The sequence below is a fragment of the Streptomyces sp. AMJ-169 genome (assembly GCF_055597585.1).
Window position 1 is genome coordinate 167,517 of sequence record NZ_JBVLTJ010000016.1, and the last position, 23,864, is coordinate 191,380.

24 protein-coding genes and 1 rRNA gene are annotated in these 23,864 nt (G+C 69.8%); 14 read left to right on the forward strand and 11 right to left on the reverse strand.

Annotated elements, in window-relative coordinates; all coding sequences use genetic code 11:
• Positions 1-99 precede the first annotated feature (99 nt).
• The 3 genes from pstC (at position 100) to pstB (ending at position 2,986) form a co-directional block, all read left to right on the forward strand.
• Positions 100-1,092, forward strand: a complete 993-nt coding sequence (gene pstC, locus ACYUD3_RS32505; RefSeq protein WP_470977888.1) for a phosphate ABC transporter permease subunit PstC — start codon at positions 100-102, stop codon at positions 1,090-1,092.
• Positions 1,089-2,138 carry a phosphate ABC transporter permease PstA gene (pstA, locus tag ACYUD3_RS32510; protein WP_470977890.1) on the forward strand — a complete coding sequence of 350 codons (1,050 nt, stop codon included), beginning with the start codon at positions 1,089-1,091 and terminating at the stop codon, positions 2,136-2,138. The genes pstC and pstA overlap by 4 nt, the downstream gene beginning before the upstream one ends.
• A gap of 71 nt (positions 2,139-2,209) precedes the next feature.
• The gene (gene pstB / locus ACYUD3_RS32515) at positions 2,210-2,986 is read left to right on the forward strand and encodes a phosphate ABC transporter ATP-binding protein PstB (protein ID WP_470977892.1); all 777 of its coding nucleotides are present in this window, start codon (positions 2,210-2,212) and stop codon (positions 2,984-2,986) included.
• A 119-nt stretch (positions 2,987-3,105) separates the two neighbouring features.
• Here pstB and ACYUD3_RS32520 read toward each other — a convergent pair whose 3' ends face one another.
• The gene (locus tag ACYUD3_RS32520) at positions 3,106-4,098 is read right to left on the reverse strand and encodes an inorganic phosphate transporter (protein ID WP_470977894.1); all 993 of its coding nucleotides are present in this window, start codon (positions 4,096-4,098) and stop codon (positions 3,106-3,108) included.
• Between the two features lie 9 nt (positions 4,099-4,107).
• Complete coding sequence (locus tag ACYUD3_RS32525; RefSeq protein WP_055490603.1) at positions 4,108-4,728, reverse strand: DUF47 domain-containing protein; 621 nt, start codon at positions 4,726-4,728, stop codon at positions 4,108-4,110.
• 154 nt (positions 4,729-4,882) lie between these two features.
• Between ACYUD3_RS32525 and ACYUD3_RS32530 the strand changes: the two genes are divergently transcribed.
• The gene (locus ACYUD3_RS32530) at positions 4,883-5,224 is read left to right on the forward strand and encodes a metal-sensitive transcriptional regulator (protein WP_470977901.1); all 342 of its coding nucleotides are present in this window, start codon (positions 4,883-4,885) and stop codon (positions 5,222-5,224) included.
• Positions 5,225-5,283: 59 nt separating this feature from the next.
• Here ACYUD3_RS32530 and ACYUD3_RS32535 read toward each other — a convergent pair whose 3' ends face one another.
• Together ACYUD3_RS32535 and ACYUD3_RS32540 are read right to left on the reverse strand one after the other, a co-directional pair.
• On the reverse strand, positions 5,284-5,460 hold the full coding sequence (locus ACYUD3_RS32535; protein WP_470977991.1) for a hypothetical protein: 177 nt from the start codon (positions 5,458-5,460) through the stop codon (positions 5,284-5,286).
• A gap of 84 nt (positions 5,461-5,544) precedes the next feature.
• Positions 5,545-6,348 (reverse strand): SCO4651 family lipoprotein, encoded by an 804-nt coding sequence (locus ACYUD3_RS32540; RefSeq protein WP_470977904.1) that lies wholly within the window; start codon positions 6,346-6,348, stop codon positions 5,545-5,547.
• Positions 6,349-6,544: 196 nt separating this feature from the next.
• Between ACYUD3_RS32540 and ACYUD3_RS32545 the strand changes: the two genes are divergently transcribed.
• Positions 6,545-6,712, forward strand: a complete 168-nt coding sequence (locus ACYUD3_RS32545) for a hypothetical protein (RefSeq protein ID WP_470977907.1) — start codon at positions 6,545-6,547, stop codon at positions 6,710-6,712.
• 84 nt (positions 6,713-6,796) lie between these two features.
• Entirely contained in the window at positions 6,797-8,299 is a 1,503-nt protein-coding gene (locus ACYUD3_RS32550; RefSeq protein WP_470977909.1) for an FAD-binding oxidoreductase, read from the forward strand.
• Positions 8,300-8,711: 412 nt separating this feature from the next.
• On the opposite strand, the gene ACYUD3_RS32555 is transcribed toward ACYUD3_RS32550, so the two are convergent.
• From ACYUD3_RS32555 to ACYUD3_RS32570, 4 genes are all read right to left on the reverse strand, one after another.
• Positions 8,712-9,410 carry a phosphatase PAP2 family protein gene (locus ACYUD3_RS32555; protein WP_470977912.1) on the reverse strand — a complete coding sequence of 233 codons (699 nt, stop codon included), beginning with the start codon at positions 9,408-9,410 and terminating at the stop codon, positions 8,712-8,714.
• 153 nt (positions 9,411-9,563) lie between these two features.
• Positions 9,564-10,568 (reverse strand): C40 family peptidase, encoded by a 1,005-nt coding sequence (locus ACYUD3_RS32560; RefSeq protein ID WP_470977914.1) that lies wholly within the window; start codon positions 10,566-10,568, stop codon positions 9,564-9,566.
• A gap of 354 nt (positions 10,569-10,922) precedes the next feature.
• Positions 10,923-11,696, reverse strand: a complete 774-nt coding sequence (locus ACYUD3_RS32565; RefSeq protein WP_470977919.1) for a trypsin-like serine peptidase — start codon at positions 11,694-11,696, stop codon at positions 10,923-10,925.
• Positions 11,697-11,784: 88 nt separating this feature from the next.
• Positions 11,785-12,699 carry an oxidoreductase gene (locus tag ACYUD3_RS32570; RefSeq protein WP_470977924.1) on the reverse strand — a complete coding sequence of 305 codons (915 nt, stop codon included), beginning with the start codon at positions 12,697-12,699 and terminating at the stop codon, positions 11,785-11,787.
• A gap of 71 nt (positions 12,700-12,770) precedes the next feature.
• Between ACYUD3_RS32570 and ACYUD3_RS32575 the strand changes: the two genes are divergently transcribed.
• Positions 12,771-13,373, forward strand: coding sequence for a TetR/AcrR family transcriptional regulator (locus ACYUD3_RS32575; RefSeq protein ID WP_470977930.1), 603 nt, complete (start codon positions 12,771-12,773; stop codon positions 13,371-13,373).
• Here ACYUD3_RS32575 and ACYUD3_RS32580 read toward each other — a convergent pair.
• Positions 13,359-14,135, reverse strand: a complete 777-nt coding sequence (locus ACYUD3_RS32580; RefSeq protein WP_470977936.1) for a class I SAM-dependent methyltransferase — start codon at positions 14,133-14,135, stop codon at positions 13,359-13,361. The genes ACYUD3_RS32575 and ACYUD3_RS32580 overlap by 15 nt on opposite strands.
• Positions 14,136-14,377: 242 nt before the next feature.
• Between ACYUD3_RS32580 and ACYUD3_RS32585 the strand changes: the two genes are divergently transcribed.
• From ACYUD3_RS32585 to ACYUD3_RS32615, 7 genes are all read left to right on the forward strand, one after another.
• Positions 14,378-15,694: a S53 family peptidase gene (locus tag ACYUD3_RS32585; RefSeq protein ID WP_470977941.1), complete on the forward strand. Its 1,317-nt coding sequence runs from the start codon at positions 14,378-14,380 to the stop codon at positions 15,692-15,694.
• Between the two features lie 336 nt (positions 15,695-16,030).
• Positions 16,031-16,339, forward strand: a complete 309-nt coding sequence (locus tag ACYUD3_RS32590) for a hypothetical protein (protein ID WP_470977944.1) — start codon at positions 16,031-16,033, stop codon at positions 16,337-16,339.
• Between the two features lie 141 nt (positions 16,340-16,480).
• Positions 16,481-17,317 (forward strand): hypothetical protein, encoded by an 837-nt coding sequence (locus ACYUD3_RS32595; protein ID WP_470977947.1) that lies wholly within the window; start codon positions 16,481-16,483, stop codon positions 17,315-17,317.
• Entirely contained in the window at positions 17,307-18,641 is a 1,335-nt protein-coding gene (locus tag ACYUD3_RS32600; RefSeq protein ID WP_470977949.1) for a hypothetical protein, read from the forward strand. The genes ACYUD3_RS32595 and ACYUD3_RS32600 overlap by 11 nt, the downstream gene beginning before the upstream one ends.
• Entirely contained in the window at positions 18,638-20,200 is a 1,563-nt protein-coding gene (locus ACYUD3_RS32605; RefSeq protein WP_470977952.1) for an SCO6880 family protein, read from the forward strand. The genes ACYUD3_RS32600 and ACYUD3_RS32605 overlap by 4 nt, the downstream gene beginning before the upstream one ends.
• Before the next feature lie 9 nt (positions 20,201-20,209).
• Positions 20,210-21,634, forward strand: coding sequence for an ATP-binding protein (locus tag ACYUD3_RS32610; protein WP_470977955.1), 1,425 nt, complete (start codon positions 20,210-20,212; stop codon positions 21,632-21,634).
• Positions 21,634-23,082, forward strand: coding sequence for a type IV secretory system conjugative DNA transfer family protein (locus ACYUD3_RS32615; RefSeq protein ID WP_470977957.1), 1,449 nt, complete (start codon positions 21,634-21,636; stop codon positions 23,080-23,082). Before ACYUD3_RS32610 ends, ACYUD3_RS32615 begins: the two co-directional genes overlap by 1 nt.
• Positions 23,083-23,153: 71 nt before the next feature.
• On the opposite strand, the gene ACYUD3_RS32620 is transcribed toward ACYUD3_RS32615, so the two are convergent.
• On the reverse strand, positions 23,154-23,729 hold the full coding sequence (locus tag ACYUD3_RS32620; protein ID WP_470977960.1) for a GNAT family N-acetyltransferase: 576 nt from the start codon (positions 23,727-23,729) through the stop codon (positions 23,154-23,156).
• 70 nt (positions 23,730-23,799) lie between these two features.
• Positions 23,800-23,864 (reverse strand): 5S ribosomal RNA (gene rrf, locus ACYUD3_RS32625); the annotation flags it as partial.

The window sequence follows — 23,864 nt, forward strand, 5'->3', positions numbered from 1 at the left end:
CCAGAAGGCGGCTCTCCTGGGGCCCGCGCCATCCGGTGCACCGCCGCCTGGAGCCGCAGCCCCGCACCCGGGACGCGGCTCCGCAGACCGGAGAATCCCATGGACACGACACAGATAACCGACGCACCTCCCCCCACGGCCGCCCCGCGGCCCGCCCAGCAGAAGTCGCCCACCCGCATCGGGGACAAGGTCTTCCTCGGCCTCTCGCGCGGCTCGGGCATCCTGCTGCTGGCGATCATGGCCGCGATCGCCGTCTTCCTCACCTACCGCGCGTCCCTCGCCATCAGCAAGGACGACGGGAACTTCCTCACCACCTTCGAGTGGAACACCGGCCTGGTCCCGCCGAAGTTCGGCATCGCGGTCCTCGCCTTCGGCACGGTCGTCTCCTCCCTGATCGCGATGCTCATCGCGGTCCCCGTCGCCGTCGCCATCGCGCTGTTCCTCACCCACTACGCCCCCCGCAAGCTGCGCGGCCCGATCGCCTACGTGATCGACCTGCTCGCCGCGGTGCCGTCCATCGTGTACGGCCTGTGGGGCGCGCTGATCCTCGTACCGCACATGAACGGCCTGTTCGGGTGGCTCAACGACTACCTGGGCTGGACCGGGGTCTTCTCCTGGGAGCAGGGCGCGCCGCGCTCGCTGCTGACGGTGTCGCTGCTGCTCGCGATCATGATCCTGCCGATCATCACGAACGTCAGCCGCGAGGTCTTCCGCCAGGTCCCGCAGATGCACGAGGAGGCCGCGCTCGCGCTCGGCGCCACGCGCTGGGAGGTCATCCGGATGGCCGTCCTGCCGTTCGGCCGCTCCGGTGTGATCTCCGCGTCGATGCTGGGCCTCGGCCGCGCGCTCGGCGAGACGATGGCCGTCGCGACCGTCCTCTCCCCGGACTTCGACATCCACGCCAGCCTGCTCAACCCCGGCGGCGGCACCTTCGCGCAGAACATCGCCAGCAAGTTCAGCGAGGCGACCGAGTTCGGCCGGGACGCGCTGATCGCCTCCGGTCTGGTCCTGTTCGTCATCACCCTGCTGGTCAACGGCGCGGCGCGGATGATCATCGCCCGCCGCAAGGAGTACTCGGGGGCCAACGCATGAGCACCGCGACCGTCAAGAGCACGCTGCGCGCGGCGAGCCTGCCCAAGTGGACCCCCTGGGCCATCGCCGCCGGCTCCGTCGCCCTCGGCCTCGCCGTCAGCGCCGCCGCGGGCCTCGGCAGCAGCATCCAGTGGGCCCTCATGGCCGGCCTCTTCTTCGTCGCCGGGACCTACGGCATCGCCGCCCGCGTCGAGGGCCGCCGCCAGGCCAAGGACCGCGTCGCGACCAGCTTCGTCTGGGTCGCCTTCCTGCTCGCCCTGATCCCGCTCGCCTCCCTGGTGTGGGCGACCGTCCAGCGCGGTGTGAAGGTCCTCGACGTCTTCTTCCTGACCCACTCCATGGGCGTCGTCGCCGACTCCGAGCCGGGCGGCGGTATCTACCACGCCATCATCGGCAGCCTGGAGCAGGTCGGCCTCGCGACCCTCATCGGCGCCCCGATCGGCATCCTGACGGCCGTCTACCTCGTCGAGTACGGCCGCGGCAAGCTCTCCTCGGCGATCACGTTCTTCGTCGACGTCATGACGGGCATCCCCTCCATCGTCGCGGGCCTGTTCATCCTCAGCCTCATGCTGATGTGGGACATGCAGCCCTTCGGCTTCGCCGGCTCCCTCGCGCTCGCGATCCTGATGATGCCGGTCGTGGTCCGCTCGACCGAGGAGATGCTGAAGCTCGTCCCGAACGAGCTGCGCGAGGCGTCCCTCGCCCTGGGCGTCCCCAAGTGGCGGACGATCCTGAAGGTGGTCCTGCCGACCTCCATCGGCGGCATCACGACGGGCGTCATGCTCGCCGTGGCCCGTATCGCCGGCGAGACCGCCCCCGTCCTGCTGCTGGTGTTCGGCAACCCGTTCATCAACAACAACCCCTTCGAGGGTGCGCAGGCGTCGCTGCCGCTGTACATCTACCAGCAGTACGCGCAGAGCGCGGGCTCCCAGCCGGCGTACGACCGGGCGTGGGCGGCGTCGCTGACGCTGATCGCGTTCGTGATGATCCTCAACCTGGTGGCACGCGGGATCGCCCGCTGGAAGGCGCCCAAGACCGGTCGCTAAAGCATCGATTTGCGGCTACCGCCGCGCGGGACCATCTGTCAGCGACCGTCTGTCTGGAAGTGAAGTAGAAAATGTCCAAGCGAATCGACGTAAGCGGCCTGACCGCCTACTACGGCTCCCACAAGGCGATCGAGGACATCTCGATGGCCGTGGAGCCCCGCACGGTGACCGCGTTCATCGGCCCCTCCGGCTGCGGCAAGTCCACGTTCCTGCGCACCCTCAACCGCATGCACGAGGTGACCTCCGGCGGCCGGGTCGAGGGCAAGGTCCTGCTCGACAACGAGGACCTGTACGGCCCCGGCGTGGACCCCGTGTCGGTCCGCCGCGAGGTCGGCATGGTCTTCCAGCGCCCGAACCCGTTCCCCACGATGTCCATCTTCGACAACGTGGCGGCGGGCCTGCGCCTGAACGGCAACTTCAAGAAGAGCGAACTCAGCGACGTCGTCGAGAAGTCGCTGAAGGGCGCGAACCTCTGGAACGAGGTCAAGGACCGCCTGAACAAGCCCGGTTCGGGGCTCTCCGGCGGTCAGCAGCAGCGGCTGTGCATCGCGCGGGCGATCGCCGTGGAGCCGAAGGTGCTGCTCATGGACGAGCCGTGCTCGGCGCTCGACCCCATCTCGACGCTGGCCATCGAGGACCTGATCGGTGAGCTGAAGGAGCGCTTCACGATCGTCATCGTGACGCACAACATGCAGCAGGCGGCGCGCGTCTCCGACCGTACGGCGTTCTTCAACCTCGCGGCGGTGGGCCAGCCCGGCAAGCTGATCGAGATCGACGACACGGAGCGCATCTTCTCCAACCCGTCGGTCCAGGCGACGGAGGACTACATCTCCGGCCGCTTCGGCTAAACCGGCGGCACAAAGACTCCTCGCGGTGCTGCATGGCGGTGCCACCACGAGGAAAGGGCCCGCCCCCTGAAAAGGGGGCGGGCCCAAAACTTTTCATTGCCTCAGCCTCAGCCGCACCCTCAGACCAGGCTCACAACCCCATAACACGCGGCAGCGACCAACGCGGCGGCCGGCATAGTGATGAACCACCCCAGCACGATATTCTTCGCCACCCCCCACCGCACCGCATTGACCCGCTTCGTCGCCCCCACACCCATAATCGCCGAAGTGATCACATGCGTGGTCGAGATCGGCGCCTTGAACAGAAACGCCGTGGTGAACATGATCGACGCCCCGGTGGTCTCCGCGGCGAACCCCTGCGGCGGATCGAGTTCAATGATCTTGCGCCCCAGCGTCCGCATGATCCGCCACCCCCCGGCATAAGTCCCCAGCGAAAGCATCACCGCACAGACGATCTTCACCCACACCGGAATCGGATCGCCGTAATCCTCGACATCGGCGATGACCAGCGCCATCACCACGATCCCCATCGTCTTCTGGGCGTCCTGGAGCCCGTGCCCCAGCGCCATCCCGGCCGCGGACACCGTCTGAGCGATCCGGAACCCCCGCTTCGCCTTGTGCGGATTGGCCCGCCGGAAGATCCACATAATGGCGGTCATCACCAGATACCCGACGAGCAGCCCGACGAGGGGCGACACGAACATGGGAATGACGACTTTCTCGAGAACCCCGCTCCAGTAAACGGTGGTCCCCCCGGCGAGCGCGGCCCCGACCATGCCCCCGAAAAGGGCGTGGGAGGAAGAGGAGGGCAGCCCGAAATACCAGGTGAGAAGATTCCAGGCGATGGCCCCGACGAGCGCGGCGAAGAGAATTCCCATGCCCTTGGAACCGTGCGGGGTCTCGATGAGCCCCTCACTGACGGTTTTGGCCACCCCGGACCCGAGAAAAGCCCCGGCGAGATTCATGACGGCGGCCATGGCGAGCGCGGCGCGAGGAGTCAGCGCCCGGGTGGAGACGGAGGTCGCGATGGCGTTCGCGGAATCGTGGAAGCCATTGGTGTACGTGAAGAAGAGCGCGACCAAAATGGTCACGACAAGCGCGAAGGTGTCCATGGACTAGCCTCAGGACTCCTTGACGGCGATGGTCTCCACCGTGTTCGCGACATGCTCGAACGCGTCGGCCGCCTCTTCGAGGACGTCGACGATCTGCTTGAGCTTCAGCACCTCGATGGCGTCGTACTTCCCGTTGAACAGGTGGGCGAGCAGCTTGCGGTGGATCTGGTCGGCCTGGTTCTCCAGGCGGTTGACCTCGATCCAGTACTCGGTGAGGTTCTCCATCGTGCGCAGGTTCGGCATCGCCTCGGCCGTCAGCTCCGCCGCCCGCGCCAGCACCTCGATCTGCTGCTCGACGCCCTTGGGCAGTTCCTCGACGTTGTAGAGGACGACCAGGTCGACGGCCTCCTCCATGAAGTCCATGATGTCGTCGAGGGACGACGCGAGGGAGTAGATGTCCTCACGGTCGAACGGTGTGATGAACGAGGAGTTCAGCTGGTGGAAGATCGCGTGCGTGGCGTCGTCACCGGCGTGTTCGGCGGCCCGCATGCGCTCTGCGATCTCGGCCCGGGCAGACGCGTCCGCCCCGAGCAGTTCCATCAGGAGTTTCGAGCCCGTGACGATGTTGTCCGCGGACGCGGCGAACATGTCGTAGAAGCTCGTCTCCCTGGGGGTCAGACGAAAGCGCACGTGGGGTCCTCAAGATGCATCGGTTTCGGTCAGGCTGATGCTAAGCGCATCATCCGGCCACGGCTAAGGGGCCGTCCCCCAGTGTCGCCCATCTCCCGGCAAACTTGGCTACGATATACCCAGTAGGGGTATACAAGACGAACCGGAGGACGCGATGACGACCACCGAGGCCGACCCGACCCCGGCGCCCTCCCCAGAGCCCGAAGGCCACCGGACCCACGGCTACCACAAGCAGAAGGACGAACACCTCAAACGGCTGCGCAGGATCGAGGGCCAGATCAGGGGCCTGCAACGGATGGTCGACGAGGACGTCTACTGCATCGACATACTCACCCAGGTCTCGGCCTCCACCAAGGCGCTGCAATCGTTCGCCCTCCAGCTCCTGGAGGAACACCTGCGGCACTGCGTGGCGGACGCGGCCCTCAAGGGCGGCGCCGAGATCGACGCGAAGGTCGACGAGGCCACGAAGGCGATCGCCCGCATGATGCGCACGTAAAGCGACGATGCGCTCATAAAGCGACGCTGCGCTCATAAAGCGACCCGGGGCGGGACAGATCAGTCCCGCTCCCCCTCCACCCCCACCACGCGCACGACCCGCAGCACCGCGTCGATCGAATCCAGACTCAGCCGCTCCCCGTCGGCCGCCGAAGCCGCGATGATCAGCTCCCCGCACAGCTCGATCTCGGCCAGGGCCACATGATCCCGCATCGCCGTCCCGCCCCCCACAGCCACGCGCGATCCCCCCTTCCCAGCCGCAGCCGACACCGGCTTCCTAGAGTAGGCAGCCCCCCGTGCGCGGCGCATGGCACGGAAGGGCTAGTTCTCCGCGATCCGCCCCGCATAGATGTCCCGGGCTGCCGGCAGCCGGACGACGGCGTCGGCCCCGAAGTCGTACAGCAGCGTCGTCGAGGCCACCGCCACCACGCCGTGCCGCTCGCCGTTGACGAAGCTGAACCGGTGGCGGACCTTGCGCACCCGGCCCTGGTCGTCGAGATAGACGTCGAACGGCACCTCGGCGGTCGCGAAGCCCTCGGCCGCCGCCGCGAGCGAGGCCCGGTTGCCCGCCGTCGCCCCCCGCGCGGCGAGCGCCAGATCCGCCGTCCCCCGGTAGTGCCGCACCGCCACCCCGGCGACCTCCGTCTCCCCCACGTACCGCGCGTCGCGCGTGCCCCGCAGCAGCTCGGCCGCCGCGAACGGGTCGGTGGCGCCGCCGGTGACGAGGTTGCCGTCGGACAGGGACGCGGTGTCCACCCGCACCCACTTGTCGTCCGGCACCCCCGCCCCCCGGTGCTTCATGAACAGGGCGCCCGGCGCGAGGAGTTCGGTGATCGGACGGTGCTCGCTGGCGCCCGACGGGTCCTGCGGCAGGACGACCCGCAGCCGGCCGAGCTGGCGCCGGTAGTCGTAGACGCCCTCGCCCCGGATCGTCACCCGCGTCCCCCCGGTCGCCATCTCCAGGGACGTCTGCGCGCGCGAGCTGCCCGCCTCGACCAGGGTGTCGGCCACCCGGTGCAGCATCCCGACCGGATCACCGCCGCGCGCGTCCTCGGCCGCCGCCCCGCCGCCCGCACAGCCGGCCGCCCCGACGCACACCCCCGCCACCAGTCCCGCGGCCGCCATCACACCGCTCCGCCTAGCCATCGCCTGCCAACCCCCGGTACGTCGGGCCCCCTGTTGTCCACCCGGTCCAACGACGCGGCCCTTGCCACCGTCACGCGGTGACGGGAGCGCAAGAAGAGAAAGGGGAAGCACCCCCGCACACCACCCGCGCACGCCCCTGAAGACCTCTTCACCCACCCTGAGTACGGTGGAGGACGTGACCGAGCAGAGCAGCTCCCCCACCCCCACCGGCGACCACGTCACGACCACCGTCGAGCAAGGCCGCTTCTGCTTCGCCCGCTGCGTCTGCGGCTGGCGCGGCCCGGCCCGCAGAGCCAGGAGCCTGGCCCGTACGGACGCGGCGGGCCACGGAACGCCCGCCTGAACCCCCGCCGGGAACCCCGCGCACCGGGAACCCGTCTCGTTGCATGACCCACACCGCGCGGACAGCCCCCAGGGGGGACCCACCATGCAACGGCGCACTCTCATCATGGGCGGCGCGGCTGCCCTCACCGTCTCGGCGTGCACCCCGAGATCCACCGCCTCCCTGCTGGCGGCCACCTCACCCCCCGCGAGCTGGTCCGCCCTCGCCCGCGACCTCGACGGCCGCCTGATCCGCCCCGGCGACGCCGACTGGAACACCGCCCGCCTCCTCTACAACACCCGCTACGACACCCTGAAGCCGACCGCCGTCGCCTACGTCGCCCACGCCGACGACATCCGCACCACCCTCGCCTTCGCCCGCGCCCAGAAACTCAAGGTCGCGATCCGCAACGGCGGCCACTCCTACGCCGGCTGGTCCTCCGGCGACGGCCGCCTGATCGTCGACGTCTCCAAGCTCAGCTCGGTCCGGGCGAGCGGCACCGAGGCGGTCGTCGGCGCGGGCGCCAAGCTGATCGACGTCTACCGCGCGCTGACCGCGAAGGGCGTCACGATCCCGGCCGGCTCCTGCCCGACGGTCGGCGTCTCGGGCCTGGTCCTGGGCGGCGGCCACGGCGTCGTCTCCCGCGCGTACGGTCTGACCTGCGACAGCCTCACCCAGGCGACGCTGATCACGGCCGCCGGCAAGCAGCTCACCGCCAGCGCCAAGGAGAACCCCGACCTCTTCTGGGCCCTGCGCGGCGCCGGCAACGGCAACTTCGGCGTGGTCACCGAACTCCGCTTCAAGACCCACCCCGCCCCGCAGGCCGTCTCCGGCTACCTCACCTGGCCCTCCTCTAAAGCGGCGGCCGTCCTGAAGGCCTGGCAGCAGTGGGGCCCCTCCCAGCCCGACGAGATCTGGTCCGCCCTCCACCTGGAGAACTCCCCCGGCGGCGCCCCCAGCATCTCGGTCGCCGCGTTCTGCATCGGCACCTACGGCGACCTCCAGAACGCGGTCGACAAACTGACGGCGACAGCGGGCCGACCGACCACCGCCTCCCTGCGCCGCCACTCCTACGCCGAGGCGATGGAGATCTACGCCGGCTGCTCGTCGTACTCGGCGGCGGCCTCCTGCCACCTCCCCGGCACCACCCCCGGCCGCAACCCGGCGGGCAAACTGGGCCGCGAGACCTACGCGGCGGCGTCGGACTTCTACGACCGCGCCCTGACAACGGCCGGCATCCACACCATGCTGACCCAGATCAAGTCGGTCCAGGGCGGCGCCGGCAGCATCGCCCTGACAGCCCTGGGCGGAGCGGTCAACCGCGTCTCCCCCACAGCAACAGCCTTCATCCACCGCCGCTCAAGAATGCTGGCCCAGTACTTGGTCTCCTGGAAACCGGGAACAGCAGGAACACAAGCAAAAACATGGCTGTCAACGACCCACAAAGCAATGCAGCCCTACGCCTCAGGCCAGGCCTACCAGAACTACACGGACCCGACCCTGAGGGACTGGAAGAAGGCGTATTACGGAGATGCAGCACTAAAACTGACGAGACTGAAGAACGAGTACGACCCGGGGAGGTTCTTCACGTATCCGCAGGGGTTGTAAGAGGGGGAAGGGGCCCGGGGCTGTATCCGATCCGCGGCTCCGCCGCGCGGGCCCGACAGCGGTCTTCGGGACGGCGTGGCGGGCCTGAGGATGGGCGCGCAGCGCCCATCTAGGGGCGCGGGGCTGTATCCGATCTGCGGCTCCGCCGCGCAGGCGCGACAGCGGTCTTCGGGACGGCGCAGCGGGCCCGGGATTGGGCGCGCAGCGCCCATCTAGGGGCGCGGGGCTGTATCTGATCTGCGGCTCCGCCGCGCGGGCGCGACACCGCTCTTCGGAACGGCGAGGCGGGCCCGAGGATGGGCGCGCAGCGCCCGTCTAGGGGCGCGGGGAACTGCGCGACCAGCCACAACGCACCCGCACCCGCCAACCGGCATCCCCAGGCACCCCCTTAGGCACCCCACCCCCAGTCGGCCTACGCGGCCAGATCCCGCTCCCCACCCGCTCCCCCGGCCCGAGCCCCCTCCACCACAGCCACCCGAGCGGACCGGGACCGCACCACCCACCCCACCTTCGGCGACCGCTCCACCGCCTTCAACACCGGCGTCAGCAACGCGGAAGCCAGCGGAGACAACAGCAGCGCCACAGCCGTCCCGAGCGCGAACCCCCCGATGACATCCGTCGGATAGTGCACCCCCATGTACACCCGACAGAACCCCTCCATCAGCCCGAGCACGATCCCCGCGATCCCGAACCGCCGATTGGCGATGAACAGCGCAACCCCCATCGCCATGGTGAGCGTCGCGTGATCGCTGACGAACGAATAGTCGGTCTTGCCGGAAACCAGCACCTCAAGCCCCGGATGATCATTGAACGGCCGAGGCCGCTCGACGAACCCCCGGATAGGCACGTTGATCAACACCGCCACCCCGGCGGCAAGCGGCGCCCAGACCAGCGCGGCAACAGAGGAGGCCGCCTCCTCCGCGGAAACGGCCCGCCGCCGCACAGCCGACCAGCACCAGACGATGAGCAGAACCATGGCGAGCAGCAGCCCGTACTCGCCGACGAACCCGACGATCCGGTCGAACCAGTGCGGGGCGTCCTTGGCGAGGCCGTTGATGTCATAGAGCAGGTCGACGTCGGGATTGGATCCGGAATCGGCGAGTCCAGCCATGGCGCTGTGGCTCCCTTCGTCGTGGTGATGTGAAACAGGAACGCACGGCCCCGCTTAATACGTTCCGGTCTCCACTGAATGATCACCCAGACGTTATCGAAGAGAGATACATCACCGCAGTTCAGGGCCGCTCAAAGGCGATCTGACCGATTTTCAGACAGTGGTCGGGAGCGCTTTCGCGCCATCGGCGGTGACCCGCGTCGCACCGAAGTAGTCGGTCCCGTCGATGGGGTCGAACCGGATCACGGCCCCCGTACGCGGCGCGTCGATCATGTACCCGCCACCGACATAGATCCCGACGTGATGGATGGCCCGCGAGCTGCTGGGGTCCTTGGAGAAGAAGACGAGATCCCCGGGAAGCAGCTCGTCGCGCTTGGGATGCGGACCGGCGTTGTACTGGTCGTTGGCGACACGGGGAAGCTCGATCCCGACGCTCTCGTACGCCGCTTTGGTGAGCCCCGAGCAGTCGAACCGCCCGTTGTCGGCGGCGGTGCCGTCGCCGCCCCACAGATAGGGCGTACCCAGCTTCTTCTGCGCGTAGTAGATCGCGCCCGCGGCCTGCTCGGAGGGCGACACCCGCCCGACGGGAGCCGCGAAACTCTCCTCCAGGGTGGTGATCGTCTTGACGTAGTTCTGCGTCTCCTTGTACGGCGGCACGCCCCCGTACCTGATGACCGCGTACGCCCCGGCGTTGTAGGCGGCGAGCATGTTGTGCGTCGCGTCGCCGGGCACGTCCTTCACATAGCGGGCCAGCTCGCAGTCGTAGGAGGCGGCCGAGGGGATCGCGTCGGCGGGGTCCCAGACGTCCGCCTTGCCGTCACCGTTGGCGTCGATGCCGTGGGTCGCCCAGGTGCCCGGAATGAATTGCGCTATTCCCTGCGCGGCGGCCGGTGACTGGGCGCGCGGATTGAAACCGCTCTCCTGATACAGCTGGGCGGCGAGCAGCGCGGGATTCAGGGCGGAACACAGATTCCCCCACTTCTGCACGAGCGCGGAATAAGCGGCCGGAACGGCCCCTTTCGCGAGCGCCTTCCCGCTGCCGACGCCGTTCGCGAGATTCCCGGCGACCATATAGACGCCGACGACGAGCAGCAGCGCGAACGCGAGACCGGCCCCGGCGACGGCGGTCGCCCAGATCCATGCCTTACGCACCGTCAACCGCCCCTCGCCGACCGGCTAGTCACCGCGCGCCAGTGTACGGGCGCGGCCCTGCCGAAGGCTGTCCATCGAGGGCACGTTCTCTTCACGTCCCGCCGGCGCGCAGGGTTCGTCCCCTTCGTGCCGCCCGCCGCACACCCGGCAGCGCAGATCGAGGACGGGCGGGCTCTGCCGCACGCCGGGCCGCCCCCAGGAGCGGCCGGGCACCCGGCGGGGAAGGTCGGAACGCTCGACGCGGTCGGGACGGGACGGCGTACGGGAGGTACGGGGTAAGGCGGACAAGGCGACTCTCCGAAAGGTGCGGACCAACTGATCCTAGGCGCCGACCAGTTGACGGCGCCTGCGGATAAGTACTCAGCCGCTCACGGCGTCCTTGTACAGCTCGGCCGCCTCGGTGCCCAGGACGACGCTGTAGGAGATGTCGTCGGTGTCCCCGCCCTGCTCGTGCCCGCCGAGCACCCCGACCACCTCGCTGTGCCCGTTCACCCAGGGGCTGCCGCTGGTCCCGGAGCTGAACCGGGGGCAGTCGATGCGCTGCTGGGTGCTGCTGTGGGCGGTGGGGCGGTTGGTGCAGACGATGGGCGCGTCGGAGGAGTCGGGGTAGCCGGTGACGGTGACGGGCGAGGCGCCGGTGGTGGTGTGGGTGGCGAAGGTGTTGGCGCCGACGACGTCCTCGACGTTCTTGCCGTTCAGCGGCTCCAGCAGCCCGAAGGCGATGTCGCTGTCCTCGCTCTGCTCCTTGGACCACCCGTCGGGCAGGAAGGACTTGCGGACCTTCCAGACCCCGTAGGGGGCCTTGCCGCCCCGATAGGCGGGGGCGAAGACGATCCCGGACCCGTCGTCGCCCCCGAGGCAGTGCGCGGCGGTGACGATGAGGTCGTGGCCGGGGCTGTGGACGACGGAGGCGGTGCAGAAGTGCTGCCCCATGAGCTTGCCGGCGCTGTCGGCGTCGAAGAGCGCCCCGACCCGGTCCCCGGGCGGGGTGACGGTCGCCACCGCGGTCACGCCGAGGGGCCCGGCCCCGTCATCGGCCACGGCAGCGGAGGCCAGGACACAGGACCCGGCCATCAACACCGTCGCGCCGACCAGCGCGAACCTACGGTTGCCCAGGGGGCTGGTGCGCTTCATCGACGCCACTCTGAACCATAAAGGTGAGAGAACCGTCAAACCTGCCTGTGAATCAACCCGGGAAAGGCAACCGGGTGACGCCGGCCCCCTACCGTGCCCCGGCCACCGCCGGGAACACCACCCCCGTCATCTCCTCCGACACCGTCCACAGCCGCCGCGCCGCCGCCACGTCGCTGGCCGCCGCCGAGCGCCCCACCAGCGTCGGCGTCCCCTTCATCTCGCGCGCCCCGTCCGGCCCGGCGTAGCTGGCGCCGGGGATGTCCTCGGTGGCGGCGAAGAGGGTCGGCAGGCAGCCCGCGCGGTCGCTCTGGGCGTAGAAGCGGTTGCCGAGGGCCATGAGGCCGCGGGCGAACGCGCTGCCGCTGTGGCTCTGGAGGCTGGTCGCCGCGTAGCCGGGGTGCGCGGCGGTCGCGCGGACGCGGGAGCCGGACTCGGTGAGGCGGCGCTGGAGCTCCAGGGTGAACAGGAGGTTGGCGAGCTTGGACTGGGCGTAGGCCTTCAGCGGGGCGTAGCCGGCGGTGAGGTTCACGTCGTCGAAGTGAATGCGCTGGTCACCGGCCCGGTGGGCGCCGGACGACACCGTCACGACCCGGTCCTCGACGTACGGCAGCAGCAGGTTCGTGAGGGCGAAGTGGCCCAGGTGGTTGGTGCCGAACTGGATCTCGAACCCGTCCTTGGTCCGCCCCTCGGGGACCATCATCACGCCCGCGTTGTTGATCAGGACGTGCAGCGGACGCCCCTCCCAGCCGTGCGCGAACGCCCGTACCGAGTCGAGGTCGGCGAGGTCGAGCCGGCGTACCTCCGTGCTCCCGTTGATCCGAGCGGCGGCGGCCCGCCCCCGCTCGGGGTCGCGCACCGCGAGCACGACATGCGCCCCGGCCCCGGCCAGCGCCTGCGCGGCGGTGAAGCCGATGCCGCTGTTGGCGCCGGTGATGACGACCGTACGGCCGGACAGCGCCGGCAGCCGGTCCACGTTCCACTTGCTCTGCTTGGTCTCAGCCATGCCCTCAATGTAGGCGACGACAACAATGATGGCAACGCCTACAAAGCTGGCGCCGACAACATACGGCTACGATGGCCGGCATGTCCGCATCCCGCCCCTATCACCACGGAGACCTCCGCTCCACCCTCCTGGCCAGCGCCGAGCACACCCTCCGCGAGAAGGGCGCCGCCGCCCTCTCCCTGCGCGAACTGGCCCGCGCGGCCGGGGTGAGCCACGCCGCCCCCGGCCGCCACTTCAAGGACAAACAGGCGCTCCTGGACGCCCTCGCGCTCGACGGCTACGACCGCCTGAACCGCGCGATGGCCGAGGCGGACGACCCCGCCCTCCCCTTCGAACCCCGCCTCACCGCACTGGCCCGCGCCTACCTCACCTTCGCGCTCGCCCACCCCGAGCTGCTGGAGCTGATGTACTCCCGCAAACACGACCCGGCGTCGGCACAAAAATTCCAGGGCGCGGTGGAACAGTCCCTGACCCCCTTCCTAACCCTGATAACGGACGCCCAGCGCCAGGCCGAGGTAACGGAAACGGACCTGGACAAAATCCTCCTCCTCACCGCAGCGGCCCTACACGGCCTGGCCACCCTGACCACAACAGGCGCCTACACCCCGACCGAGGTCATGGCGAGCCTCCCGTCCCACATCCACCTACTGGTGACGGGGCTACGCCCGCGTTAGCCGGGCAGAAGCGACCCGCACCACGAATCCACAGGGCACCAGCCCGTCGGCCCGGGTGAGTCCGGCGACGGCCGCCTCGAACTCCCGCCGCACCCCGGCGACTTCGGCCTCGCTCAGCGGACCGAGGTCGTAGACCCCCGACAGCGCGTCCCACACCTCCGCCAGGCTCCCGGAGATGTCGATGGGCACGCTCTCCCACTCCAGCGGCCCGAACCCGGCGGCGGCCAGCAGTTCGCCGAGCCCCTCGCGGGTGCGCACCCGCCGGTCCCCCATCCTCGGCACCCGCCCGGACGGCAGCAGCGAGACGAACCGCTCGTACGCCTCCCCGCCGAGCGCCCCGCCGCCGATCACGCACGCGAACACCCCGCCCGGCACCAGCACCCGCGCCGCCTCCGCCACGACCTGCTCGACGTCGGCCATCAGCATCAGCGCCATGTGTGAGACGACGGCCTCGAACTCGCCGTCGGCGTAGGGGAGTTCCTGCGCCCGCCCCACCCGCGCCGCGAACCCTTTCGCCCGCGCCAACCCCACCGCCTCCGGCGACAGATCCACCCCCGCCAGCCGCCGCCCCCGCAGCAGCTCCAGCAGCACCCCGTCCCCGCACCCCACCTCCAGCACGCTCCCGCACCCCGCCACCCGCTCCGCGAGCAACGCGTAACTCGACCGGCCGTCGGGGGACTTGCCGCGGGCGAACGCCTCCCCCGTCACCCCCGGCCGCCGCGCGTGGAACTCCCGCAGAAAATCCTCCTGCACCGCGCTCACCAGCAACTCCCTTCCTGTAAACCGGCTGTGCCCACAGTCAAGCCCCAGCCACCCGACAGTCATCCCCCCGCCATGCCCCGGCAATCCCTGAACCTCGTTCAGTAAGGCGGAAGTCAGGATTCCATCAGCCATCTTGTTGTCGCGTACTCGTCAGACGCAGAGTCGAGACACGGGCCGCCGCCCACACCCCCACAGCAGGGACCCGCACGCCCCTGACAACCCCACTCCCAGGAGGCAGTACCTTGCGTACCCCCGACAACTCCTCTGCTGTCTCTGGCAGATGGCGCCGTATAGGCGGCGCAGCCTTCGGCACCGCCACGCTCGTGATCGCCGGTTTCGGCACCGCGGCCCACGCGAGCGCGGCCACCCCCTCCACCGCCGTCTCCTGGACGGCCACCCCTTGTGCCACCCCCAAGCACAAGGGTGACCTGGCGTGCAACTCCTTCCGGGTCACCGGCGGAGTCACCGCGTTCTCCAAGGCGAAGGCCGCGAAGAGCGGCAAGTCGGCCACGATCACCCCGAAGGCCGCCAGCGCCAGCCCCACCGGCTTCGGCCCGAGCGACCTCCAGGACGCCTACGGCCTGACCAGCGCCGCCGCGAACAACGGCGCCGGCGAGACCATCGCGATCGTGGACGCCTACAACGACCCGAACGCCGAGTCCGACCTCGCGGCCTACCGCTCGTACTACGGCCTGTCGGCGTGCACCACCGCCAACGGCTGCTTCAAGAAGGTCTCCCAGACCGGCTCCACCACCTCGCTGCCCACCAGCGACAGCGGCTGGGCCGAGGAGATCTCCCTCGACCTCGACATGGCCTCGGCGATCGCCCCCAACGCCAACATCCTGCTGGTCGAGGCGACTTCCTCCAGCATGGCCAACCTGGGCAAGGCCGTGAACGAGGCCGTCAGCCTCGGCGCCAAGTTCGTCTCCAACAGCTACGGCGGCTCCGAGTCCTCCAGCGACACCTCGTACGACTCCTCGTACTTCAACCACCCCGGCGTGGCCATCACCGTCTCCGCCGGTGACGAGGGCTACGGCGCCGAGTACCCGGCCGCCTCCAAGTACGTCACGGCCGTCGGCGGCACCGCCCTGAAGACCTCCTCCAACAGCCGCGGCTGGACCGAGTCGGTCTGGAACACCTCCTCCACCGAGGGCACCGGCTCCGGCTGCTCCGCCTACGACGCCAAGCCGACCTGGCAGACCGACACCGGCTGCTCGAAGCGGACCATCGCCGACACCTCCGCCGTCGCCGACCCCGCCACCGGCGTCGCGGTCTACGACTCCTACGGCGTCACCGCCGGCTGGTACACCTTCGGCGGCACCTCCGCCTCCTCGCCGATCATCGCGGGCGTCTACGCCCTCGCCGGCACCCCGGGCAGCTCCACCTACCCGGCGCAGGACATCTACAACGCGGCCGGCACCAGCGCGCTGAACGACGTCACCAGCGGCTCCAACGGCACCTGCTCCTCCAGCGCCAGCTACCTCTGCACCGCGGGCACCGGCTACGACGGCCCGACCGGCTGGGGCACCCCCGAGGGCACGTCGGCCTTCACCGGCTGACCCTCCCTCAAGGAGACGTCATCGGTGGGCCGTGGGGGCCGCCGATGGCACATGACGAACGGGCCGCGCGCTTCCAGCCGCGGCCCGTTCGCCGTCGTGGCGTGAGAACATCTGTCGAAAGTGGCTCAACGACACACCCCGGCCCCAGGTTGCGCACCCATTGCCCGGGGTGACCTGCCGTGATACACAGAGTCACCGTACGAACCATTCATACGAATCCCGCCCATCAATGCCGCCAAGTCGACATACGACTGGGGCATTGTCGGCAACAATGAGCCCGACCCCCGCACCCCGCGAGGGAACGAACGGAACTACCCATCTGGGGCGGTGACTTACATGCTCTCTGCGGCCGACAAGGGAGATATCAACACCATCATCGGCGGGATCGCTCCTGACTGGGGCCCCTTCGGCAGCCTGGGCACCGAGGCCAAGACGATGATCCAGGTCGTGATGGCCTTCGCCATCCTCATCTGCCTCGGCATCGCCGTCTGGGGCGCGGCGAAACAGCGGATCGGCGCGACCGCCCTGCGGGACACCTTCAGCGCGGAACAGGGCAAGGGCCTGATCATCGCCGGCCTCACCGGCGTCTTCATCATCGGCTCCCTCGGCACGCTGTTCACCATCGTGTACGGCATGGCCGTCTAGCCCTTCCCCTTCCCCACCCGCCACCGGCTGAGGTTGCGTCTCCCTGATGTCGAGTCACCACACCGCGCCCGCGCGGGAACCAGCGCGGCTACCGTCGTACCCCTACGCGCTCATCCGTGAAGCCGAGGGGGCGACCGCCGTATGAGTCCCGCCGACGAACCCGACTTCGACACACCCGCGACCGGCGGCTACGCCGGGACCCGCACCCGGCTGCCCGAGTCCGACCCCTACGGCGGCGCCCGCAGACCGGCCCGCTCCTCCTCCCGCAGCCTCGTCACCGTCGTCGCCGTCGTCGTCCTCCTCATCGCCGCGATCGCCTTCGCCAACCGCGGCAACGGCAGCGACGGCGGCAGCGGCGCCAAGGCCGCCTCCGGCGCCACCCCGCAGGCCAGGTCGACCGCCGCCAGCGGCACCAAGCCCGTCGACGGCAAAACCGCGGGCATCCCCACCGGATACGCACAGACCAGCCAGGGCGTTCAATCCGCCGCCGCCAACTACGCGGTCGCCCTCGGCTCCACCGGCATGTTCCGCCAGGACAGCCGCCACACCATCGTCTCCACCGTCTACACCCCGGCCGCCGCCGCCAAGCTCCAGCTCTCCCTCGACCAGGCCTACTCGGCGGACTTCCTCGCCAAGATGGGCCTCGACGCCGACGGCAACGCCCCCAAGGGCGACACCTTCGTCGCCCGCGTCGTCCCCGTCGGCACCACCGTCCAGTCCTACGACGCACAGCACGCCAAGGTCGCCGTCTGGTACCTCGGCCTGATGGGCATGTCCGGGGTCTCCTCCACCGACCCCGTCACCTCGTCCTGGAAGACCTGGACCCTCGACCTGAGCTGGACCGACGGCGACTGGAAGGTCACCGGCTACACCGAGAAGAGCGGCCCCGCCCCCGTCCCGGGCGACGACCGGGCCGCGGGCTCCGACGAGATCAGCAAGGCCGTCGAGGAGTACGGAGGGTTCACATATGCGCGCTAACCGCACGGTCCGCATCGCCGGCGTCTGCGCCGCCGTACAGACAGCGGCCGTCCTGCTGTCCGCACGCGCCTTCGCCGCCCCCAGCCCGGACCCCTCCCCCACCCCCTCCGGCGGCGCCAGCCCCTCCCCCTCCCCGTCGGCGAGCGACGACTGCTCCCTCATCGTCGGCGAGGCCAAGAAGTACTGCGAGCGCGGCAACACCACCTCCGGCACGACGACCGGCCCCGGCGTCTCCGACACCCTCGACCCGCTCTCCTCCCTCGCCAAGGGCTGCGCCGACGCCGCCTCCTGGACGGTCGGCAAGCTCAGCGAGGCCGTGAAGGAGACCGCCAACGTCGACTTCACCAACCCCAAGTTCCTCCAGCAGTACGCCGTCGTCTTCGCCGCGTCCACCGTCCTCACCCTCGTGCTGTGGATCCTGGCCGTCGCCAAACGCGCCGTGCGCGGAGTCCCGCTGACCACCGCGATCTCCGAGGCCGTCGGCTTCCTGTGGCTGACCGTCCTCGCCTCCGCGTTCACCCCGCTGATCCTCTACACGGTCGTCTCCGCCACCGACGGCATCTCCGACGTCCTCGCCAAAGCCACCGGCGACCAGACCGACACCTTCTTCGGCACCTTCTCCGCCGCCCTCGGCAAGGGCGAGAACATCGGCGGCGGACCGATCATGCTGATCGTCGTCTCCCTCGTCTCCGTCCTCGCCGCCGGCGTCCTCTGGCTCGAACTCGTCATCCGCACCGCCCTGTTGTACGTCGGCGCGCTGCTCGGCACGGTCGTCTACGCCGGACTCGTCGACAAGAACCTGTGGGGCCACGTCCGCCGCTGGGCCGGCATCATGATCGCCGTCATCATGGTCAAACCGGTCATCGTGATCGTCCTCGGCCTCGCCGGCGCCCTCGCCGGAGACAACGGACCCGACTCCTTCTCCGCCGTCGTCTCCGGCCTGTCCATCATCCTGCTCGCCATCTTCGCCAGCGCGATGATCTACCGCTTCGTCCCCGGCTTCGGCGACGAGATCGCCCACTCCCGCAACAACCGCATCATGCAGGGCGCGGAAGGCAAGGCGGCGGCCGTCATCTCCTCCCCGGCCACCCTCGTCGCCCAGGGCATCAAGACCCACAGCACCCGGGCCAACGACAACGGCGGCGGCGCTACGGCCAGTTCGGCGCCGCGCCCCGCCAACACCGCGAGCGGCGGCATGGCCGCGCACTCCTCGCGCACCCCGACCGGCGGCGGCGGATCTGTCCCCTCCGCCGCACCCGCCCCCAGAACGGGCCTGAACACCCCGCACGCCAGCAACAACCGCACGGGAGGTGAAGGGCGTTGACGACCGAGTCCCACGTGTCGCACCCGATCTCGCCCCGCCGGACCTATCTCATCGGCCGGGCCCGCCCCAACGCGGTGATCGGCAAGAACCGCGAGACCGGCGAGATCGCCCTCATCATCGCGGGCGCCTTCCTCGGCATGATGTGCGGCCTGCTCGTCCCCGTGCTCTCCCTGCGCATCGTCCTGCTCACCGGCTTCCCGCTGATCGCGCTGATGGCCGTCTACGTGCCCTACAAGCACCGCACGTTCTACAAGTGGTTCGAGATCAACCGCAGTTACAAGCGGACCCTGCGCAAGGGCACCACCGCCTACCGCAGCCCCGTCATGGAGGCCGGCATCCGCGCCGACGGCCGCGAGACCGACATCGTCCCCCCGCCCGGCATCGGCCGCATCACCTGGCTGGCCGCGCCCTTCGGCCCCGACGAGATCGCCGTCCTCCTGCACGCCGACCGCCGCACCGTCACCGCCGCCATCGAGATCGAGGGCCCCGGCGTCGGACTGCGCGACAGCGAGGACCAGGAAGCCCTGGTGGACCGTTTCGGCACCCTGCTCAAACACGTCGCGAACGGCGACGGCTTCGTCACCCGCCTCCAGATGCTGGCCCGCACCCTCCCCGCCGACCCCGACGCCCACGCCAAGGACGTCACCCAGCGCGGCGACGACAAGTCCCCGCCCTGGCTCCAGTCCTCCTACGACCAGCTCCAGTCGATGGTGTCGACCAGCAGCGAACAGCACCGCGCCTACCTCGTCGCCTGCATGCAGTACAGCCGCGAACTCGCCGCCGAGGCCCACGCGATGGCCCGCGCCGCCCGCCCCATGGCCGGCCGCAAGGTCGACCGCGACGCGGGCCTCGCCGTCGTCATGGCCCGCGAACTCACCGACATCTGCTCCCGGTTGCAGGAAGCCGACATCCGCGTACGCCAGCCCCTCGGCCAGGGCCGGCTGTCCTCGCTGATCCACTCCATGTACGACCCCGACCACCCCATCGACCACATCCAGGCGATGAGCAAGCGCAACGCCTGGCCGGCCGAACTCGACGCCATGGAACCGACGTTCCTCCAGGCCAAGACCCGCGAGTCGTCCACCCGCGCCCCCTGGTGCCACGCCACCGCGTGGGTCAAGGAGTGGCCGATGACCCCGGTCGGCGTCAACTTCCTCGCCCCGCTCCTCGTCCACACCCCGGACGTGATCCGCACGGTCGCCGTCACGATGGACCTCGAACCCACCGAGGTCGCCATCGAACGCATGCTGACCGAGAAGACCAACGACGAGGCCGAGGCCTCCCGCCAGGCGAAGATGAACCGCACGGTCGACCCCCGCGACATCGCCGCCCACTCCCGCCTCGACCAGCGCGGCGAGGACCTCGCCAGCGGCGCCGCCGGAGTCAACCTCGTCGGCTACATCACCGTCTCCGCCCGCTCCCCCGAAGCCCTCAACCGGGACAAGCGGACCATAAGGGCGTCGGCCGGAAAGTCGTACCTGAAGCTGGAGTGGTGCGACCGCGAGCACCACCGAGCCTTCGTCAACACCCTCCCCTTCGCCACCGGCATCCGAAGGTAGGCCAAGAAGATGCGGGACCCGCTCTCCCTCCTGACCGACGCCTTCACGTCCTTCCTCTTCGGCAAGGTAGAGACGACCCGTCTCCCGGTCCGCACCTCCACCGGCCAGGCCCAGGCGGTCTATCTCCCCACCGCCGCCCCAGGGCTGGGCGACTCCGGCGTGATCATCGGCCGCGAGGTCTACTCCGGCAAGGGCTACATCTACGACCCCTTCCAGCTCTACGGCCAGCAGCTCCCGGCCCCCCACTGGCTCGTCCTCGGCGAGTCCGGCAACGGCAAGTCCGCCCTCGAAAAGACCTACGTCCTACGGCAGTTGCGCTTCCGCGACCGCCAAGTCGTCGTCCTGGACGCCCAGGGCGAGGACGGCGCCGGCGAATGGAACCTCATCGCCCAGGAGTTGGGGATAACCCCCATCCGCCTGGACCCGATGGCCGCCCTCGACCAGGGCATCCGCCTCAACCCCCTGGACCCCGCGATCACGACGACGGGCCAGCTGGCCCTGCTGCGCACGATCATCGAGGTCGCGATGGGCCACGGCCTCGACGAACGCTCCGGCTTCGCCCTGAAGGTCGCCCACGCGTACGTCAACGAGACGATCATCGAACGCCAGCCGGTCATCTCCGACATCGTCGAGCAGCTCCGCCACCCCGAACCGGAGTCGGCGGAGGCGATGAACGTCGCCATAGACGACGTACGCGCGTGGGGACTTGACGTCGCACTGGTCCTGGACCGGCTGGTCGACGGCGACTTGAGGGGCATGTTCGACGGCCCCACCACGGTCGGCATCGACCTGGACGCCCCCCTGATCGTCTTCGACCTCAGCCACATCGACCGCAACTCCATCGCGATGCCCATCCTGATGGCGATCGTCGGCGTCTGGCTGGAGCACACCTGGATCCGCCCCGACCGCAAGAAGCGCATCTTCCTCGTCGAGGAGGCCTGGCACATCATCAACAGCCCGTTCGTGGCCCAGCTGTTCCAGCGCCTGCTCAAGTTCGGCCGCCGGCTGGGACTTTCGTTCGTCGCGGTCGTCCACCACCTCTCGGACGTCGTGGACGGAGCGGCGGCGAAGGAGGCGGCGGCGATCCTGAAGATGGCGTCGACGCGGACGATCTACGCCCAGAAAGCGGACGAAGCCCGCGCCACGGGACGGGTGCTGGGCCTGCCGCGCTGGGCGGTCGAGATCATCCCGACGCTGACCCCGGGCATCGCGGTGTGGGACGTCAACGGCAACGTCCAGGTCGTCAAACACCTGGTCACCGAGACGGAACGCCCCCTGGTCTTCACCGACCGCGCGATGACGGAGTCCTCGGCGGACCTCCCCGACGACGCCCTGCGCGAGGCCGAGTTGGAGGCGGAACAGCGGGCGGCGGCCTTCATGGAACAGCACCTGGCCGACCTCGACGGCACCAACTCCGAGTCGACGGTGGCCTGATGAGCAGGCCTCCGGCGAAGGGAGGCGGCGGCATCTCCGACGGCATGCTGCTCGGGATACTCGCCTTCCTCCTGGTCGTGACGGTCCTGATCTGGACGGCGACCGGCCTCGCGGGCCTCTTCGCCCACGGCGCCTGGCCCCCCGGCCTGACCTTCATCCGCACCCCGCTGGCGATGCGCCACCTGATCTCCGCCCCCCACGACGTGCCCGGCGCCTGGCCCGACACCCCGGCGAACTCCCTTTCCGGGTACGGCCTGTTCTGGGGCCTGTTCATCGGCCAGGCAATGATCCTGTTCACGCTGGCGGTGTTCGCGATGAACACGTGGACGCGGTGGAAGCTGGTGCGGGCGCGGGGGAAGCAGGGGCGGCGGCCGGCGAGGAAACAGGGGGTGGAGCAGGAACCGGAGCCGGTCACGGAGGTGCCGCAGCAGCGGGTGCCTGAACTGGCGGTGCAGGAGCGGCCGTTGGCTCAGTCGTCGCCGTTGCCGCCTTTGGCGCCGGCAGTGGAGAGCGTGCCGGCCGAGCCCGTGGGCCTGCGGACGGAACCGCGCGAGCAGCGCCAGGCGACGGCCGTGGCCGCCCTCCAGGAGGCCCCCGGCGCCGCCCTGGTCCTCACCTCCAACCCGGACCTCTGGCAGGCCACGAAGGACGCCAGAGCCAAGCTGGGCCCGGTCCTCCTCTACGACCCCACGCACCTGTGCGACAGCCCGGCCCGCCTGCACTGGCCGCCCACGACGGGCTGCGAGGACAAGCTGACGGCGACGGCCCGTGCGGCGGCGCTGCTGGCGGCCACCCGCCCCGCCGCGAAGATCGACCAGGCCGTCGCCGACACCGCCCAGACCCTCCTGCGCAGCTGCCTGCACGCCGCCGCGCTGGACGGCCGCACGATCCGGCACGTCCACCGCTGGGCGCAGGGCACGCAGATCCAGGACGCGGTCCGCACCCTGCGCACGCACCCCAAGGCCGCGCCGGGCGCCGCGGGCGAGCTGGAGGCGGCGCTGACCGGGTACCCCGAACGCCGGGACATCGCCCAGGAGTTGATCGCCCGCACGCTGGCCGCGCTCTCCACCGTCAACGTCCGCGAGGCCTGCACCCCGAACCGAACCGATGCCCTCACCCTGGATTCCTTCCTCCACGAAGGGGGCACCCTCTACGTAGTGGGCGAGTCCATCGAGGACCCCCGCGCGAACCCCGGCGCGATGCCGTTCCTCACGGCGCTCGCCGCAAGCGTGGTCGAGCGCGGCCGGCGCATGGCCGAACGGTCATCCTCCGGTCGCCTCGACCCACCAATCACCCTGATCCTCGACGACGTCGCAGCCGTGGCCCCCCTCCCCGACCTGCCCCAGCTGCTCGCCTCGGGCACCGAACTGGGGCTGCCGACACTGGCGTTGCTGCGGTCGAGGGAACAGGCGCGGGCGCGGTGGCCGCATGACGATCTGAAGGTGTGAGCTTCTTTTTGTGCGGGCCGGCTTTGCACGGGCCGGGGCTCGGCGGCTCGGCTCTGTTCAGGGAGGCCGGCCTAGGCGTCGGCCGGCCGGTCCTGCATGAACTCCAGCTCGTTCGTCCCCGCCGCCGGGTCCAGCGGAATGACCAGCCCGGTCGGCGTGAACCCGAGCCGCCGGTAGACGGCCTGCGCACGGGAGTTCTCCTCGTGCACGATCAACCGCACCCGCTCCAGCCCCGGCAGACTCCACGCCCAGTCGAGCCCGGCCTGGAAGAGCGCCCCGATGACGACCCCGCCACCCCGCCACTCGGGCCGCACGAAGACGCCCACGACGTGCCCCTGCAACCGCTCGACGGGAACTCCGGCCCAGTCGACGCTCCCGGCCTCCTCCAGCAGCACGACGAGCGTGCCACCCCACTCCCCGTCCTCACCGACGGCGACGAACTGACGGGCGGTCGGGGAACCCTCGGAGCCGCCGACCGTGCGCTCCTGCCAGTAGGAGTCGGGCTGCGCGGAAGCCGACTCGTAGGTGTCGAGGAAGGCGATCGAGGCCACCGGGTCCTGCAACGCGGTCAGCCGCAGCTCCCGGACGGCCGGCCATTCCTCGGGAGTCACGAGCCGTACTTCGAACTTCTTGCCCATCATGTCCATACAAATAAAGTAAGGCATAAAAAAAAATAAGGCCCACACCGTAAAGGTGTGAGCCTTATTTTGAATGATTGTTCGGCGGCGTCCTACTCTCCCACAGGGTCCCCCCTGCAGTACCATCGGCGCTGTGAGGCTTAG